At 69.7% G+C, this 16,098-nt stretch carries 16 protein-coding genes; 13 read left to right on the top strand and 3 right to left on the bottom strand.

The features are described from left to right. The 13 genes from AC1DP0_RS06430 to AC1DP0_RS06370 all read left to right on the top strand — a co-directional run. On the top strand, window positions 1-1,083 hold a 1,083-nt coding region (locus AC1DP0_RS06430; protein ID WP_478083039.1), incomplete at its 5' end, for a carbohydrate ABC transporter permease. Further along, window positions 1,010-1,795 (top strand): carbohydrate ABC transporter permease, encoded by a 786-nt coding sequence (locus tag AC1DP0_RS06425; protein ID WP_478083038.1) that lies wholly within the window; start codon window positions 1,010-1,012, stop codon window positions 1,793-1,795. The genes AC1DP0_RS06430 and AC1DP0_RS06425, both read left to right, overlap by 74 nt. An 82-nt stretch (window positions 1,796-1,877) precedes the next feature. After that, a complete protein-coding gene (locus AC1DP0_RS06420) occupies window positions 1,878-3,179 on the top strand; it encodes an ABC transporter substrate-binding protein (protein WP_478083037.1) in 1,302 nt (433 codons plus the stop codon). A gap of 98 nt (window positions 3,180-3,277) precedes the next feature. Then, entirely contained in the window at window positions 3,278-4,378 is a 1,101-nt protein-coding gene (locus tag AC1DP0_RS06415) for an ABC transporter ATP-binding protein (protein WP_478083036.1), read from the top strand. A gap of 1 nt (window position 4,379) precedes the next feature. Beyond that, window positions 4,380-5,255 carry a glycerophosphodiester phosphodiesterase family protein gene (locus AC1DP0_RS06410; RefSeq protein WP_478083035.1) on the top strand — a complete coding sequence of 292 codons (876 nt, stop codon included), beginning with the start codon at window positions 4,380-4,382 and terminating at the stop codon, window positions 5,253-5,255. Window positions 5,256-5,487: 232 nt separating this feature from the next. Further along, on the top strand, window positions 5,488-6,150 hold the full coding sequence (locus AC1DP0_RS06405) for a TetR/AcrR family transcriptional regulator (RefSeq protein ID WP_478083034.1): 663 nt from the start codon (window positions 5,488-5,490) through the stop codon (window positions 6,148-6,150). 2 nt (window positions 6,151-6,152) lie between these two features. After that, complete coding sequence (locus AC1DP0_RS06400; protein ID WP_478083033.1) at window positions 6,153-6,614, top strand: PPOX class F420-dependent oxidoreductase; 462 nt, start codon at window positions 6,153-6,155, stop codon at window positions 6,612-6,614. 35 nt (window positions 6,615-6,649) lie between these two features. Beyond that, the gene (gene coaE / locus AC1DP0_RS06395) at window positions 6,650-7,858 is read left to right on the top strand and encodes a dephospho-CoA kinase (RefSeq protein ID WP_478083032.1); all 1,209 of its coding nucleotides are present in this window, start codon (window positions 6,650-6,652) and stop codon (window positions 7,856-7,858) included. 45 nt (window positions 7,859-7,903) lie between these two features. Continuing rightward, entirely contained in the window at window positions 7,904-8,953 is a 1,050-nt protein-coding gene (locus tag AC1DP0_RS06390) for a lipoate--protein ligase family protein (protein ID WP_478083031.1), read from the top strand. Between the two features lie 77 nt (window positions 8,954-9,030). Continuing rightward, a complete protein-coding gene (locus AC1DP0_RS06385) occupies window positions 9,031-9,414 on the top strand; it encodes a YciI family protein (protein WP_478083030.1) in 384 nt (127 codons plus the stop codon). A 40-nt stretch (window positions 9,415-9,454) separates the two neighbouring features. After that, entirely contained in the window at window positions 9,455-11,569 is a 2,115-nt protein-coding gene (uvrB, locus tag AC1DP0_RS06380; protein ID WP_478083029.1) for an excinuclease ABC subunit UvrB, read from the top strand. Window positions 11,570-11,578: 9 nt separating this feature from the next. Continuing rightward, entirely contained in the window at window positions 11,579-11,959 is a 381-nt protein-coding gene (locus AC1DP0_RS06375; protein WP_478083028.1) for an MmcQ/YjbR family DNA-binding protein, read from the top strand. A gap of 218 nt (window positions 11,960-12,177) precedes the next feature. Continuing rightward, window positions 12,178-13,179: a TerC family protein gene (locus tag AC1DP0_RS06370; RefSeq protein WP_478083027.1), complete on the top strand. Its 1,002-nt coding sequence runs from the start codon at window positions 12,178-12,180 to the stop codon at window positions 13,177-13,179. Between the two features lie 103 nt (window positions 13,180-13,282). On the opposite strand, the gene AC1DP0_RS06365 is transcribed toward AC1DP0_RS06370, so the two are convergent. From AC1DP0_RS06365 to AC1DP0_RS06355, 3 genes are all read right to left on the bottom strand, one after another. Beyond that, complete coding sequence (locus tag AC1DP0_RS06365; protein WP_478083026.1) at window positions 13,283-13,537, bottom strand: hypothetical protein; 255 nt, start codon at window positions 13,535-13,537, stop codon at window positions 13,283-13,285. A 217-nt stretch (window positions 13,538-13,754) separates the two neighbouring features. Next, entirely contained in the window at window positions 13,755-15,128 is a 1,374-nt protein-coding gene (locus AC1DP0_RS06360) for an MFS transporter (RefSeq protein WP_478083025.1), read from the bottom strand. 45 nt (window positions 15,129-15,173) lie between these two features. Continuing rightward, complete coding sequence (locus AC1DP0_RS06355) at window positions 15,174-16,049, bottom strand: EamA family transporter (protein ID WP_478083040.1); 876 nt, start codon at window positions 16,047-16,049, stop codon at window positions 15,174-15,176. Window positions 16,050-16,098 lie beyond the last annotated feature (49 nt).

Raw genomic sequence — 16,098 nt, 5'->3', positions numbered from 1 at the left:
GCGTGGGAGTGGACGCTCGCAGCGCTCCTGCTCCTGCCCAACCTCGTCCTGCTCGTCGTCTTCACCTACCGACCGCTCCTCGACAACATCCGGCTGTCGTTCACCGACTGGAACATCTCCTCGCCCATCGCCAACCCCGTGGGGCTGTCCAACTACATCGAGTGGTTCGGACGGGACGACACGAAGATCATCGTGCGCAACACGGTGGTCTTCACCGTTGCGACGGTCGGCATCTCCATGGCGCTCGGCCTGGGGCTGGCGCTGCTGCTCGACCAGAAGCTCCGGGGGCGCAACCTCGTCCGGTCGGTGGTCTTCGCTCCGTTCGTCATCTCCGGCGCGGCGATCGGCATCGCCTTCCAGTTCGTCTTCGACCCGCAGTTCGGGCTCGTCCGCGACCTGCTGGCGCGCATCGGCGTCGCGTCGCCGGACTTCTACCAGCAGCCGGGCTGGGCGCTGTTCATGGTGACGGTCACCTACATCTGGAAGAACCTCGGCTACACCTTCGTCATCTACCTGGCGGCGCTCCAGGGCCGCCGGGCCGACCTCGACGAGGCGGCCGAGATCGACGGTGCCTCTGCCTGGACGCGTTTCCGGCGTGTCCTCATGCCGCAGCTGCGCCCGACGACGTTCTTCCTGTCGATCACGGTGCTGCTCAGCTCGGTCCAGGTCTTCGACATCATCAACGTCATGACGCGCGGCGGCCCACAGGGCAACGGCACGACCACCCTCGTCTACCAGGTCTACCAGGAGACGTTCGTCAACCAGCGCGCCGGCTACGGCGCCACCGTCGCCACCGTCATGTTCGTCATCCTGCTCGCCGTCACGGTCGTGCAGGTGCGGTTCATGGACAGGGGAAGCAGGCATGAGCACGTCCACGGTCGTCGAGGACCTCGACGAGGAGGAGACCCCACCGGTGCGGACGCGGCGTCGGCGACACCGCACGGCGCACAACGTCGAGGCCTCGACGCACCACCGCGGGCCCCTCTGGACGACAGCGGGATACGCCGGCATGGTCCTCATCGTCCTCGTCGTCGCCGTCCCGCTCTTCTGGATCCTCATCACCTCCTTCAAGGAGCGGGGTGACATCTACGTCCGCCCCGCCCAGTGGTGGCCCAACCCGGCGACGGGCGCGAACTACAGCGAGCTGACGACTCGGATCCCGTTCTTCGACTACGTCCGCAACTCGGTCATCATCACGTCGGCGACGTCCGTCGCGAAGATCGTCCTGGGCGTCATCAGCGCCTACGCACTGTCGCTGCTGCGCTTCCCCGGACGCTCCGTGGTCTTCCTCGTGGTCATCGCGGCCCTCATGGTGCCCAACCAGATCACCGTCATCAGCAACTACGCCCTCGTCGCGCAGCTGGGGTGGCGCAACACCTACCAGGGCATCATCATCCCGCTGGCGGGCGTCGCGTTCGGCACCTTCCTGATGCGCAACCAGTTCCTCAACCTGCCGGGCGAGATCATCGAGGCGGCACGCCTCGACGGAGCCGGCCCCATGAAGCTGCTCTGGCGCGTGGTCATGCCGATGTCGTGGCCGACGCTCGTGGCGTTCGCCCTCATCACCGTCGTCAACGAGTGGAACGAGTACCTGTGGCCGTTCCTCATGTCCGACGACGAGACGACGGCCCCACTGCCGGTCGGCCTGACGTTCCTCCAGAACAACGACGGCGTCACGAACTGGGGTCCGGTCATGGCCGGCACGGTGCTGGCGATGCTGCCGATCCTCGTGCTGTTCCTCTTCCTCCAACGACAGATGATCAAGGGCCTCACGGCCGGTGCCGTCAAGAGCTGAGCCGGTCACTGCTGCAGTCCGATCCGCTGTCCATCCACATCCCACCGACCCCAACTCACCACGACAGGGAAAGGCACCATTCATGAACGAGTTCTCACGCCGAGGATTTCTGGGCCTCGCCGGCGCGGCCGGAATCGCCGGTCTCTCCGCCTGTGCCGGCACGGGCACCGGCACGTCAACGGGCAGCGGCGGCGGCTCGAGCAACACCGTCGAGTTCTGGAGCAACCACCCCGGCAACAGCAAGCCGGTCGAGCAGAAGATCATCAAGGCGTTCGAGGCTGCCAACCCGAGCCTCAAGGTCAAGCTCGTCGATGCCGGGAAGAACTACGAGGAGGTCGCGCAGAAGTTCAACGCCTCCCTCGCCGGCGGGCAGCTGCCGGACGTGGTCGTCGTCTCCGACGTCACGTGGTTCAACTTCGCGCTCAACAAGCAGCTCGCCCCGATGGACGAGCTGCTGTCGTCGGCCAAGATCGACACCAGCGACTACGTCGACGCGCTCTACAACGACTACAACCTGAGCGACAAGCACTACGCCCTGCCGTACTCGCGGTCCACGCCGCTCTTCTACTACAACAAGGACCTCTGGAAGGCAGCCGGTCTCGAGGACCGGGGGCCGAAGGACTGGGACGAGTTCCTCACGTGGGCACCGAAGCTCAAGGCGGCGGCCGGCTCGGACAAGATCGTCATGGAGCTGCCGGACGGCTCGAACTACCTCGACTGGGTCTTCCAGAACATGGTGTGGGGCTACGGCGGCGCCTACTCGAAGGAGTGGACGCCGACCTTCTCGGACCCCAACACCGTCAAGGCGGGCACCTACCTGCAGAACCTCGCCAAGAACGGGTTCCTCAAGCTCTCGAAGGACCCGGCCCCCGACTTCACGGCCGGCATCGTCGCCTGCAGCATGATGTCGACGGGCTCGCTCGGCGGTGTCGCCAAGGACGCGAAGTTCTCCTTCGGCACCGCGTTCCTGCCCGGTGAGGGCAACTGCCCCACCGGCGGCGCCGGCGTCGGCATCCCGGCGAACATCTCCGACGAGCGCAAGAAGAACGCCCTGAAGTTCATCGAGTTCCTGACGAACGCGCAGAACACCGTCACCTTCACGCAGGCCACCGGCTACATGCCCGTGCGCAAGTCGGCCGTGGACCTGCCGGAGGAGAAGGCGTTCCTCGCGAAGAACCCGAACGCCAAGACGGCCATCGAGCAGCTGCCCAAGACGCGGTCCCAGGACAACGCGCGCGTGCTGCTGCCCGGCGGTGGCGCGCGCATCGGCAAGGGCCTCGACCAGATCGTCCAGGGCCAGGACGTCGCCACGGTCTTCAAGGGTCTCGACGCCGAGAGCCAGCAGGTGTTCGACTCGCAGATCAAGAGCAAGCTCAGCGCCTGACGCACTGCACGACCCGGTCGTATGCCGTCCGGCGCGCTCCGCACTGAGCCGCCGGACGGCATTCCGGACCCGACCAGAACGACCCGAGAGGCCAGCACATGGCAACCGTGTACTTCGACGAGGCGACTCGTCGGTTCTCCAAGGACGACGCCCCTGCTGTCGACGGCATCACGCTGGACATCGCCGACGGTGAGTTCCTCGTCCTCGTCGGCCCCTCGGGCTGCGGCAAGTCGACGACGCTGCGCATGCTCGCCGGCCTCGAGCCGATCGACGGCGGGCGGATCCTCGTCGACGGGCACGACCAGAAGGGGGTGCGGCCGCGTGACCGCGACATCGCCATGGTCTTCCAGAGCTACGCGCTCTACCCCAACATGACGGCGGCCCAGAACATGGCCTTCGCGCTCGACAACGCGAAGGTGAGCAAGGCGGAGACGAGGCAGCGCGTCACCGAGGCCGCGAAGATCCTCGAGCTCGAGCAGCTCCTCGACCGCAAGCCGGGCCAGATGTCCGGCGGCCAGCGCCAGCGCGTCGCCATGGGCCGTGCCATCGTGCGCAACCCGAAGGTCTTCTGCATGGACGAGCCGCTGTCCAACCTCGACGCGAAGCTCCGGGTGTCCACCCGCTCGCAGATCGCCGGCCTCCAGCGTCGTCTGGGCATCACCACGGTCTACGTCACCCACGACCAGGTCGAGGCGATGACGATGGGGCACCGGGTCGCGGTGCTGCGCGACGGGCGGTTGCAGCAGGTCGACACTCCCGAGCGCCTCTACGACCGCCCGGTCAACACCTTCGTCGCGGCCTTCATCGGGTCGCCGGCGATCACGCTCGTGGAGTCCGTGGTCCGGGAGGGCGTCGCCCGCGTGCACGGCGTCGACGTGCCTCTCGAGCGCACGGTGGCCGGTCGGGCGGGAGAGAAGGTCGTCGTGGGACTGCGCCCCGAGTCCTGGCACGTCGTGGAAACACCGGAGCGGGGCCCGGACGCGACATCGCTCGCGCTCAACGTCGAGCTCGTCGAGTCGCTCGGGGCGGAGTCGTTCGTGTACGGCCGTCCCGCCGACGCCGACGAGACTGCGGATCGGGTCACGGTCCGTCTCGACAAGCGCACCCACCTCCGGGTCGGGGACGTCGTGCACGTCAAGCCCAACCACGGCGAGGTGCACCTCTTCGACGCCGCGTCGGGCGAGCGGATCGAGGCCTGAGATGCCCGCCCGCCCGGGTCCCTGGGCCGGCGGCCGGTTCGACGTCGAGGGCCATCGCGGAGCCCGGGGCCTTGTCGTGGAGAGCACGCTGGCCGGCTTCGAGGCCGCCTACGACGCGGGCGTGACCGGCGTCGAGCTCGACGTCCGACTCACCGCGGACGGCGAGGTCGTCGTCTGGCACGACGCGGTGCTGCTGCCGGAGAAGTGCCTCCCGACGGGGCGCGACCTCATCGGGGCCCGGGTCGTCGACCTGACCTTGGACGAGCTGCGCACGGTCGACGTGGGCAGCCGGACGCTGGAGGGCTTCCCGGACCAGCGTCCTTCGCCGGGTGCCCGGATCTCGACGCTGGGGGAGGTCCTGGCCGGCGGGCTGGAGCGTGCTCCGGACGTGTGGTGGACGATCGAGCTCAAGGTCGACCCCCGCGACGCGGGGGAGTCGGCGGGTCGACGGCGGCTGCTCGAAGGCGTGCTCGCGAGCGTGCACGAGGCGGGGCTCGAGAGCCAGTGCTTCGTGCACTCCTTCGACTGGGCGGTCCTCGAGCTCTCGGCCGAGCTCGCACCCGGCGTCCTCCGCTCCGCGCTCGTGGCTGCGGAGACGTGGGCGCCGGACAGCCCGTGGACGGGCGGTGTCGTGGTGGGGGAGTCGCAGGACATGTGTGCTGGCGCCGGCGCCGTCGGGGCGCAGGTGATCTCGCCGGCGCACGAGCTCGTCGACGAGGGTTTCGTCGAGCGGGCCCACGCGGCGGGACTCGCCGTCCTGCCGTGGACCGTCAACGACCCGGAGCGCATGGTCGAGCTCGTGCGGGCCGGGGTCGACGGGCTCGTCACCGACTATCCCGACCGAGCGGTCCCGAGGCTGACCACGATGTCCGGCTGACTCGCCCCGACGCCGGGATGCGTCCCCGGTGCGAGGGACCGGACCGTGGTCCGGCCCCTCGCTCCCCCTCCGTTGCCCCTTCGGGCGGGAGCCGGGGCGCTCATGGCACACTCGTGCGATCGACAGGTCGCGGTCGCAGCCGCGAGTGCAGCAGCTGGGTGGGGACCCCTGTGCCCCACCCATTCACTAGAACGCCGTTCCAGCGAACTCATGATGCTTTCGAAGGGCTTGGATGTCAACAGACCGGGCGTACGACAACCGCTCGCGTGCGGAGGCGGCCCTGGCGACGCGGCGGCGGATCATCGAGGCGGCCCGGACCATCCTGTTGCGCGAGGGCTACCACGCGATGTCCGTCAACGCCCTCGCGTCGTCGGCCGGCGTCAGCTCGCAGACCGTCTACAACGCCATCGGCGGCAAGGCCGCGGTCGTCAAGGCCGTCTACGACGTGCTCCTCGTCGGCGACGACGCCCCGGTGGCCATGCAGGACCGGCCGGAGTTCCGCGCCATGTCGCAGGCCCCTGACCGCGAGGGTTTCCTGCGGGCGTATGCCGCCCTGTGCGCCATCATCTACGAGCGCGTGGGTCCGCTGCTCGGCGTGCTGCTCGCCCAGGGCCCGGGCGGTGACACGGGCCTCCAGGAGTTCGTCGCGACGATCGACGTCGAGCGCCGCGTCGGCAACTCGAACGCCCTCGCCGCCCTCGAGGCGGCCCACGGCCTCCCGACGCGGTTCGACCGGGAGCAGTTCACCGACACCGTCTGGACCGTGACCGCCCCGGAGATCTACGACCGCCTCGTGCGACGCTGCGGGTGGACCCATGCGATGTATGCCGCGTGGCTGGCCGACGCGCTCGTCGCGACCTTCGACCGTGCCATCACCGGAACCCGGGAGGACTGACCATGCCCCGCCAGATCGCCACCAACACCGCCGTCGACCGCGAGGCGATGCTCGACTTCGTGCGACCCCGCCACTCCATGGTGCTCATGACGCAGCGCTCCGACGGCCGGCCGCAGGCCTCCCCGGTCACCGGCGGCGTCGACGAGCAGGGCCGCATCGTCATCTCGACCTACCCCGAGCGGGCCAAGACGACCAACGCCCGCCGTCGGCCGGAGGTCAGCGTCCTCGTGCTGTCCGACGACTTCGGCGGCGAGTGGGTGCAGGTGGACGGTGACTGCGAGGTCATCGACCTGCCCGAGTCCGTCGAGCCCCTCGTCGACTACTTCCGCGCCATCTCCGGCGAGCACCCCGACTGGGACGAGTACCGCCAGGCGATGCGCGACCAGGGCAAGTCGCTGCTCCGGGTCACCCCCACCCGGTGGGGTCCGGTGGCCAAGGGCGGCTTCCCCGCGCGTCTGGCCTGAGACGCCCACGGGGCCGGCGCCCCTAGGCTGGCCGAATGCTGCGCGTCGGGGTCACCGGAGGAATCGGTTCGGGCAAGTCCACGGTGTCGCGCCGACTGGGCGAGCTCGGCGCGCACGTCGTCGATGCCGATGCCCTCGCCCGTGAGGTCGTCGAGCCGGGCGAGCCGACGCTGCAACGGATTCGGGAGCGCTTCGGTGATGGCGTGATCCGCGCCGACGGCTCGCTCGACCGGGCGTCCCTGGCTGCCGTCGTCTTCCCCGACCGTGACGCCCTCGACGCGCTCGACGCCATCACGGGGCCCGCGATAGCTTCCCGGGTTGCCGGGCAGCGGTCCGCTGCTCCGCATGACGGTGTCTCCGTCTACGACATGCCGCTCCTCGTCGAGCGCGGCCTCTGGGTGCACGAGCACCTCACCGTCGTCGTCGAGGCGGACGTCGAGACCCGGGTGCGCCGGCTCGTCGAGCAGCGAGGCCTCCCGGAGGAGGACGCCCGCCACCGCATCGCTGCCCAGGCCACGGACGAGCAGCGGCGCGCCGTCGCGGACGTCGTGCTGGACAACGCAGGCACCCCCGACGACCTCGTCCGTGCCGTGGACGTCCTGTGGGCAGAGCGCCTCGAGCCGTATGCCGCCAACCTCGCGAGCGGCACCCGGTCCCGCCGTCCCGACCGCGCGCACGACGTCGTCGTCCCGCCTCGCGGCGACTGGGAGCCCCGGGCCGAGCGCGTCGTCGCCCGCATCGCGGCAGCGGTCGCGGCCACCGGCGTCGTCACCGAGGTCTCGCACGTCGGCTCGACGTCCGTGCCGGGCCTCATCGCCAAGGACGTCATCGACGTCCAGGTAGGGGTGCGCCGTCTGGCGGACGCCGACAGCGACGACGTGTGTGTGGCGTTCTCCGACGCTGGTTACGTCTTCTCCCACGGCAACCATAACGACACCCCTCACCCGGAGGGGGCGGACTCCGCCGACTGGTCCAAGCGCTTCCTCGGCGGGTGTGACCCGGGCAACCACGTGCACGTCCACGTCCGCGAGCAGGGCTCTGCGGGTTGGCGTTTCGCGCTGCTCTTCCGCGACTGGCTGCGCCACGAGCCCGCTGAGCGGGACGCCTACGCGGCCGAGAAGCGGCGGCTCCTCGCCCTCCACGAGAGCACGTCCGACTACGTGCTGGCCAAGGAGCCGTGGTTCGAGGGCGCGTGGCAGCGCGCGACGGACTGGGCCGAGCGCACGGGGTGGCAGCCGCGCTAGGGACGCACCCGGCATACGCGCGCGGCGTGCGGTGTTGTGGCTGGCATGCGTGGTGAGTACAAGGTCCCCGGTGGCAAGCTCGTGGCGGTCGACCTCGAGGAGGTGGACGGCAGGCTCGCGGGAGTCAGCGTGTCCGGAGACTTCTTCCTCGAGCCCGACGAGGCGCTCGGTGACATCAACGCGGCGCTGACGGGGATGCCCGTCGACGCCGGTGTCGAGCAGCTGGCCGGCGCGGTCACGGGCGCTCTCGCCGACGACGTGTCGCTCATCGGCTTCACGGCCGAGTCGATCGGCATCGCGACCCGCCGCGCCCTCGGCAAGGCGACCGGGTGGGACGACCACCACTTCGACGTCATCCCGGCCCGCGTGCTCGACCCGGCCCTGCACGTCGCCCTCGACGAGGTCATCGCCCGCGAGGTCGCGGCTGGGGAGCGGCCCCCGACGCTGCGCTTCTGGGACTGGGACAGCCCGCTCGTCGTCATCGGCTCGTTCCAGTCCGTCCGCAACGAGGTCGACCCCGAGGGCGCGCAACGGCACGGCATCGACGTCGTGCGTCGGGTCTCCGGAGGGGGCGCGATGTTCATGGAGCCGGGCAACACCATCACGTACTCCCTCACCGTGCCGCCCTCGCTCGTGGAGGGCCTGAGCTTCGAGCGCTCCTACTCCTTCCTCGACGAGTGGGTCATCGAGGCGCTCGCCGACGTCGGCGTGGACGCGCACTTCGTGCCCCTCAACGACATCGCGAGCGAGCGCGGCAAGATCGGCGGCGCCGCCCAGAAGCGCTTCGCCTCCGGCGCCGTGCTCCACCACGTGACGATGGCCTACGACATCGACGCCGACAAGATGCTCGAGGTTCTGCGCATCGGCCGCGAGAAGATGAGCGACAAGGGCACGAAGTCGGCCAACAAGCGGGTCGACCCGATGCGCTCGCAGACGGGCATGACGCGCGACGCCATCCTCGAGTCGTTCGCCACGTCCTTCGCGCGTCGCTACCGCTCGAGCGGCTCCGACTACCGGCCCGACGAGCTGGCGGCCGCCCAGCGGCTCGTCGACGAGAAGTTCGCGACGCCGGAGTGGACCCACCGCGTGCCCTGATGTCGAGGACGGCGTGTCGGCTCCGACGTCTCCTGCGAGGCGGCAGACTGGCCGTCCGCGAACCGAGAGGGACCCTCATGAAGTACGTCATCCTCATCCACTCCAACCCCCAGCCCTGGGGGCACCCGACCGGGAACTTCGTCGCCGAGGCGCTCGCCCGGCCGCAGGAGGAGCGCGATGCCGGCGGCGCATCCTTCGACGCGATGCTCGAGGAGCTCTCGAAGAGCGGTGAGCTCAAGGGCGGCGAGGCCCTCGGCGACCCGGCGTCCTCCCGGCTCTACCGGTGGGACGAGAGCGGCACGCTCGCGACGGACGGGCCGTATGCCGAGACCAAGGAGCACCTCGCCGGCTTCTTCCTGCTCGACGTGGCGTCCCAGGAGCGCGCGGAGGAGCTGGCGGTGCAGTTCGCCGGCCCCGGCGACACCGTCGAGCTGCGCCCGGCGTACGTCTGGGAGGAGTAGGCGAGTGGGCGCTGTCGGTCGTGCGACGTACGGTTGAGCCATGCGTCCCACGACCGACCTCCAGCGCACGGTGGCACCCTTCGAGGTGATCTCCGAGTACACCCCGAGCGGTGACCAGCCGACGGCGATCGCCGAGCTCGCGCGGCGGGTCAAGGCCGGTGACACCGACACGGTCCTGCTCGGTGCGACCGGCACCGGCAAGTCGGCGACGACGGCCTGGCTCATCGAGCAGGTCCAGCGGCCGACCCTCGTCATGGCGCCCAACAAGACGCTCGCCGCGCAGCTCGCCAACGAGTTCCGGGAGCTGCTGCCCAACAACGCCGTCGAGTACTTCGTCAGCTACTACGACTACTACCAGCCCGAGGCCTACATCCCGCAGACCGACACCTACATCGAGAAGGACAGCTCGGTCAACGACGAGGTCGAGCGGCTGCGGCACTCGGCCACCAACTCGCTGCTCACCCGGCGCGATGTGATCGTCGTCGCCTCGGTGTCGTGCATCTACGGTCTCGGCACGCCTCAGGAGTACGTCGACCGGATGGCCCGGCTCAAGGTCGGCCAGGAGGTCGTGCGCGACGACCTGCTGCGGCGTTTCGTCGAGATGCAGTACACCCGCAACGACCTCGCCTTCACCCGCGGGACGTTCCGCGTCCGCGGCGACACGGTCGAGATCATCCCGGTCTACGAGGAGCTCGCGATCCGGATCGAGTTCTTCGGTGACGAGATCGAGCGCATCTACACCCTGCACCCCGTGACGGGCGAGGTCGTCAACGAGGAGCAGGAGATGTACGTCTTCCCGGCCTCGCACTACGTCGCCGGACCCGAGCGCATGGAGCGGGCGATCCGCGGCATCGAGCTCGAGCTGCAGGACCAGCTGGCGGTCTTCGAGAAGCAGGGCAAGCTCCTCGAGGCCCAACGCCTGCGGATGCGCACGACCTACGACCTCGAGATGATGCGCCAGGTCGGCTTCTGCAACGGCATCGAGAACTACAGCCGCCACATCGACGGCCGCACCTCCGGTTCGGCCCCCAACTGCCTCATCGACTACTTCCCCGAGGACTTCCTGCTCGTCCTCGACGAGTCGCACCAGACGGTGCCCCAGATCGGTGCGATGTACGAGGGCGACATGTCCCGCAAGCGCATGCTCGTCGAGCACGGGTTCCGTCTGCCGAGCGCCATGGACAACCGCCCGCTCAAGTGGGAGGAGTTCCTCGAGCGCATCGGCCAGACGATCTACCTCTCGGCGACGCCGGGGGAGTACGAGCTGGCCAAGTCGGGCCCGCCGGTCGAGCAGATCATCCGCCCGACGGGCCTGATCGACCCGGAGGTCGTGCTCAAGCCGACCAAGGGCCAGATCGACGACCTCATGCACGAGATCCAGGAGCGCACCAAGCGCAACGAACGGGTCCTCGTCACGACGCTGACGAAGAAGATGGCCGAGGACCTCACCGACTACCTCCTCGACAAGGGGATCCGGGTCCGCTACCTGCACAGCGACATCGACACCCTGCGCCGGGTCGAGCTGCTGCGGGAGCTGCGCTCCGGCGTCTTCGACGTCCTCGTCGGCATCAACCTGCTGCGCGAGGGACTCGACCTTCCCGAGGTCTCGCTCGTGTCGATCCTCGACGCAGACAAGGAGGGGTTCCTCCGGTCGGCCCGGTCACTCATCCAGACCATCGGGCGCGCGGCCCGAAACGTGTCGGGCCAGGTCCACATGTACGCCGACAAGATGACGCCGTCGATGGAGCAGGCGCTCGACGAGACCAACCGGCGCCGCGAGAAGCAGATCGCCTACAACACCGAGCACGGCATCGACCCCACGCCCCTGCGCAAGAAGATCGCCGACATCACCGACCTGCTCGAGCGGGAGGACGCCGACACCCAGGAGCTGCTGGGCTCGGGACGCATGCAGTCCCGTGGCAAGAGCGGCGCGGGACGCGGCGCGATGGCGGCCGACGTCGGGGTCTCGGCGGGCGGCTCGACCAACCGTCCGGCGGACATGGCCGCGGCGGACCTCGCCGGGCTCATCCAGGAGCTCACGACCCAGATGCACCAGGCGGCGGCGGAGCTGCACTTCGAGCTCGCGGCCAGGCTGCGAGACGAGATCGGCGAGCTGAAGAAGGAGCTGCGGCAGATGAGCGCCGCGACGCGGTGAGGAGCCGACATGACGCCAGGGGTTGCCCAGGGCGAGGTGGCCGCGCGGCTACGGGCCGCCGCCCTCGCCCTACCCGGGGCCTGGGAGGACTCGCCGTGGGACGGTGACACGGTCGCCAAGGTGGGTGACAAGATCTTCGTCTTCCTCGGCGCGGAGTCGATCGGGGTCAAGAGTGCCCGCAGCCGCACCGAGGCCGACGAGTGGCTGCACCGTTTCCCGAGTGACGCCACCGTGATGGCCTACATCGGCCGACACGGCTGGAACACCCTGCGCACCACCGGGGCCATCGACGAGGACGAGCTGCGCGAGGCGATCGAGAACTCCTACGACATCGTCGTCTCCGGGCTTCCCCGGCGCTCTCGTCCCGGCACCGTCCACGAGGAGCACTGACCGGCGCCTGCCGCGGGCGCGCTCGAGGGGCGGTCAGGATTTGAGGCACGCCCGCGGGAGTGAGAGACTCAGGCGTTCACGGAGGGGAGTATCCCCGACACGACGGGCTCGTCATCACGGAGTGGGTCTCACCGCCGCTCCCGGTCCCGTCGGTCCGGCACGAGGCCGGGCGGGAGAGACCTCCGGTTGCTGATCTGGTGACCGGAAGGTTGTGCCCTATGAACGTTCCCGTGTGGGGTTGGTTCCTCACGATCGGCCTGATGGCCGTGTTCCTGCTCATCGACATCTTCGTCATCGCGAGGCGTCCCCACGTCCCGTCGATGGCCGAGGCCGGTCGACACCTGGCCTTCTACGTCGCGGCGGCCGTGCTCTTCGGCCTCTTCGTGTGGTTCGAGTGGGGCGGACAGTACGCCGGCGAGTTCTACGCCGGCTGGCTGACGGAGTACTCCCTGTCGGTCGACAACCTCTTCGTCTTCCTGCTCATCATGGCCAGTTTCAAGGTGCCGCAGAAGCTGCAGCAGTCGGCCCTCATGGTCGGCATCGTCATCGCGATCGTCCTGCGTGGCATCTTCATCGCGCTGGGAGCGGTCGTCATCAACGCGTACTCCTGGGTCTTCTACATCTTCGGCGCGTTCCTCGTCTACACGGCCGTCAAGCTCGCCACCGGCGGCGAGAGCGATGACGACGAGTACCACGAGAACCGCCTGATCCTCTGGATCGAGAAGCGCTTCCCGGCCACCAAGGAGTGGAACAGCACTCGACTCACGGTCATCGAGAACGGCAAGCGCCTCATCACCCCGATGCTCGTCGTCATCCTCGCGCTCGGCACGACCGACCTGCTCTTCGCGCTCGACTCGATCCCGGCGATCTACGGCCTGACGAAGGAGCCGTTCCTCGTCCTGACGGCCAACATCTTCGCCCTCATGGGTCTGCGACAGCTCTACTTCCTCATCGGCGGGCTGCTCAAGAAGCTCGTCTACCTCAGCATCGGTCTCGCCGTGCTGCTCGCCTTCATCGGCGTCAAGCTCGTCATGCACGCCCTCCACGAGAACAACCTGCCGTTCATCAACGGCGGCCGGCCCATCGAGGGCGTGCCGGACATCCCGATCCTCGTGTCACTGGGAGCCATCGTGCTCATCCTCGGGGTCACGACGCTCGCCAGCCTCTGGAAGTCGGCCCGCGACGCCCGTCTCGAAGGGGCGGACGTCGGTGCGCGCTGAGGCTTCCGGCCCCGCACCGAGGAACGACTCACCCCCGAGGGCAGCGACGCACGACGCTCCCTGAGGCTGCGCCTCCGCAGCCGGAGGCGTCTCGGGCTCCGCGCTACGACCCGGCCACCGGCAAACGCAGGAGGGCGCGCCGCCTGCGCAGGCTGGCGATGACGAGCCGCTGGTGCCGCAGCAGCAGTCGCCGCTCGGGATTGGGGACGAGTCGCCCACCCATCGGGACGAATGTGGGCAAGTGTCGCAAACGGTCCTCAGTGGCCGTGAGGGCGCCGATGAGCTCGCGGATGCTCATGGCGGACACGTTCGCGGTCGACTCATCGGGGTGCACGGACAGGCTCTGCAGGTTGGGCATGTGAACTCCAAAGCCGTGCTCGGCACGGCCGGGGTCGGCAGATGGGGGAGGGGAAGCGCGACCGACACGTCCCGGTCGAGATGGTGCTCGAGGTGTGGGTCGTGACTGCGAAGATACGTTCTCTTCACTCCCGGCGGCAGGGACCTAGGTCCCGAACCGGACGAACGACTCCGTCAACACGGTGGATCCGTCGCTCGACGTCGGGCAGCAGTGATCGCTAGCGGACCCGGTGGGCGACGACCCAGCCGATGAGGGCCGGCACGGCCATGACAGCGAAGACCACGGCATACGCACCCGGGACAGCGGAGCCGGCGCCCGCGAAGACGATGGCCGAGACGGCGATGGCGGTGGCAGCACCCGAGGAGTCGCCGATCTGCAGGGCCGAGCTGACGAAGCCCTGCTCGCCGGGCCCGGACCGGGCGAGGGCCTGGGCCGTGACCCGTGGGTAGAGCGTGCCGATCCCGAGGCCGACCGCGGGAAAGAGCGCGACGACGACCCAGGTGGGGGCGCCGAGAGCGACGGCTGCGGCGAGCCCGAGGAGGGAGAGCGTGATGGCACCCAGTGACACCGCGGCGGTGCGGCCGATCTCGAAGCGGTGGTCCCAGCGGCCCTGAACCCAGGAGCCGACGAACCACGTCACGCCGGTGATGGTCAGCGCGACGCCGGCGAGGCTGGGGCTCAGCCCGTCGCGCTCCGTGAGCAGCCGCGGGAGGTAGACCTCGGCGCCGCTGAAGGCCGCGAACGCGAGCGCGCGCAGAGCGATGTCGGTGGGCAGCCCGCGGGCCGCTCGCAGGGTCCCGCGCGGCGTGAGCGGCAGGAGGGTGAGCGCCACGACGACGAGCGCGACCACCCCGAACGTGATGCCCAGGGGGTCGAGGCGGTCGGCGGCCCCGTTGAGGGCGAGCACGGCGACGGCGAGGGCGACCGACGCGGCGATGGAGCGCGTGCGCCATGGCACCTCGACCACGTCCTGCCGCAGCCCGGCGAGGATGCGCCCGAGGAGCACCGCAGCGACCACGAGGACGATGAGGGCGAGCCCGAAGACCCAACGCCAGCCGATCGTCTGCGTGATGAGCCCGGCCACGAACGGGCCGGCGATGGACGGGACGACCCAGGCCGCAGAGAAGCCGGCGAGGATCGCCGTGTGCAGGCGCGGCGGGTAGACGCGGGTCACGAGGACGTAGAGGGCGGTGCTTGTCATCCCGGCTCCCAGACCCTGCACGACCCGTGCGGCGACGAGGACTCCCATGGACGGCGCGAGCCCGGCGACGACGAGCCCGGTGGCGAAGAGGGTCAGGCCGATGAGCAGCGGCGGACGGGGACCGCGGCGGTCGGCGAGGTTGCCGGACCAGACGATGCTGACGATCCCCGACGCGAGCGTCGCGGTGAAGGCCATGGCGTAGAGGGAGGCGCCGTCGAGGTCACGGGCGATGGTCGGCATCACCGTCGTCAGGGCCAACGCCTCGAACGCATGCAGGGAGACGAGGGCGAGCACCCCGACGGTCGTGGTCCGCAGCGCGCCGGACATGATGCCGCCACCGTCGTCGGGGACGGTCGAGGCCGCGTCAGTGTGCATGGTGCCCGAGGTCATGCGGCGAGGCTAGGACTTCGAGCCGACGTGAGGTCAAGCCCGTCATCAGCCGGGGCCCAGGGCTGCGTCGGGTGACTCGGCACGGGACTGTGCCCCGAGCACGACCGCACTGGCGAGCACGACGAGCACCATGCCGGCCACCTGGGTGCGGTCGAGGACCTGGTGGAGCACGACGAGACCGGCGAGAGCTGCCACGACGGGTTCGAGGCTCAGCAGGATGCCGAACACGTGCTGGGCGAGGTGGCGCAGGGCGACGAGCTCGAGGGAGTAGGGCAGCACCGACGACAGGACGGCGATGCCGAGCCCGAGGGCGACGTCGGCCGGCGTCCACCGGTCCACCGACGCCAGGCCCAGGGGAGCGACCGCGACCGTCGACACGATCAGTGCGAGCGCCAGCCCGTCGAGGCCCTCGAACGCCTTCCCGGTGCGTTGGCTGAGGACGATGTAGGCGGCCCACATGACTCCGGCGAGTGCGGCGAAGCCGACCCCGACGAGGTCGAGCCGGTTCCACGAGGTGTGCAGCACTCCGGACACGAGCACGACGCCGATCCCCGCCGCGGCGACGGCGATGACGTCCCGGGGACGTCTGCTCAGGGCGGCGGCGAGCCCAAGGGGTCCGAGGAACTCGATCGTCACGGCCACGCCGATGGGCAGGTGCGCCAGCGAGGCGTAGAACGAGGTGTTCATCGCTGCGAGCGCCAGTCCGAAGAGCACGACCGTGCCCCAGTCGGACCGGCTGCGCCCACGCCACGAGGGCCGCGCGACGGCACACAGGATGACCATGGCGAAGAGCAGCCGCAGGAGGACCGAGCCGGTGGCTCCGATCCGCGGGACGAGCGTGGCGGCGAAGGCGCCGCCGAACTGGACGGAGACGACTCCGCCGAGGACGAGCAGGGGGGCGGTGCGGCGGTCGACGCTCACGGCATCGGCAGGCGCCCGGCGGCGACGAGCGTGGCCACACGGTCCGCCC

Source organism: Terrabacter sp. P5_B1 (genome assembly GCF_056400505.1).
This window is presented reverse-complemented; position numbering and strand designations above follow the sequence as displayed.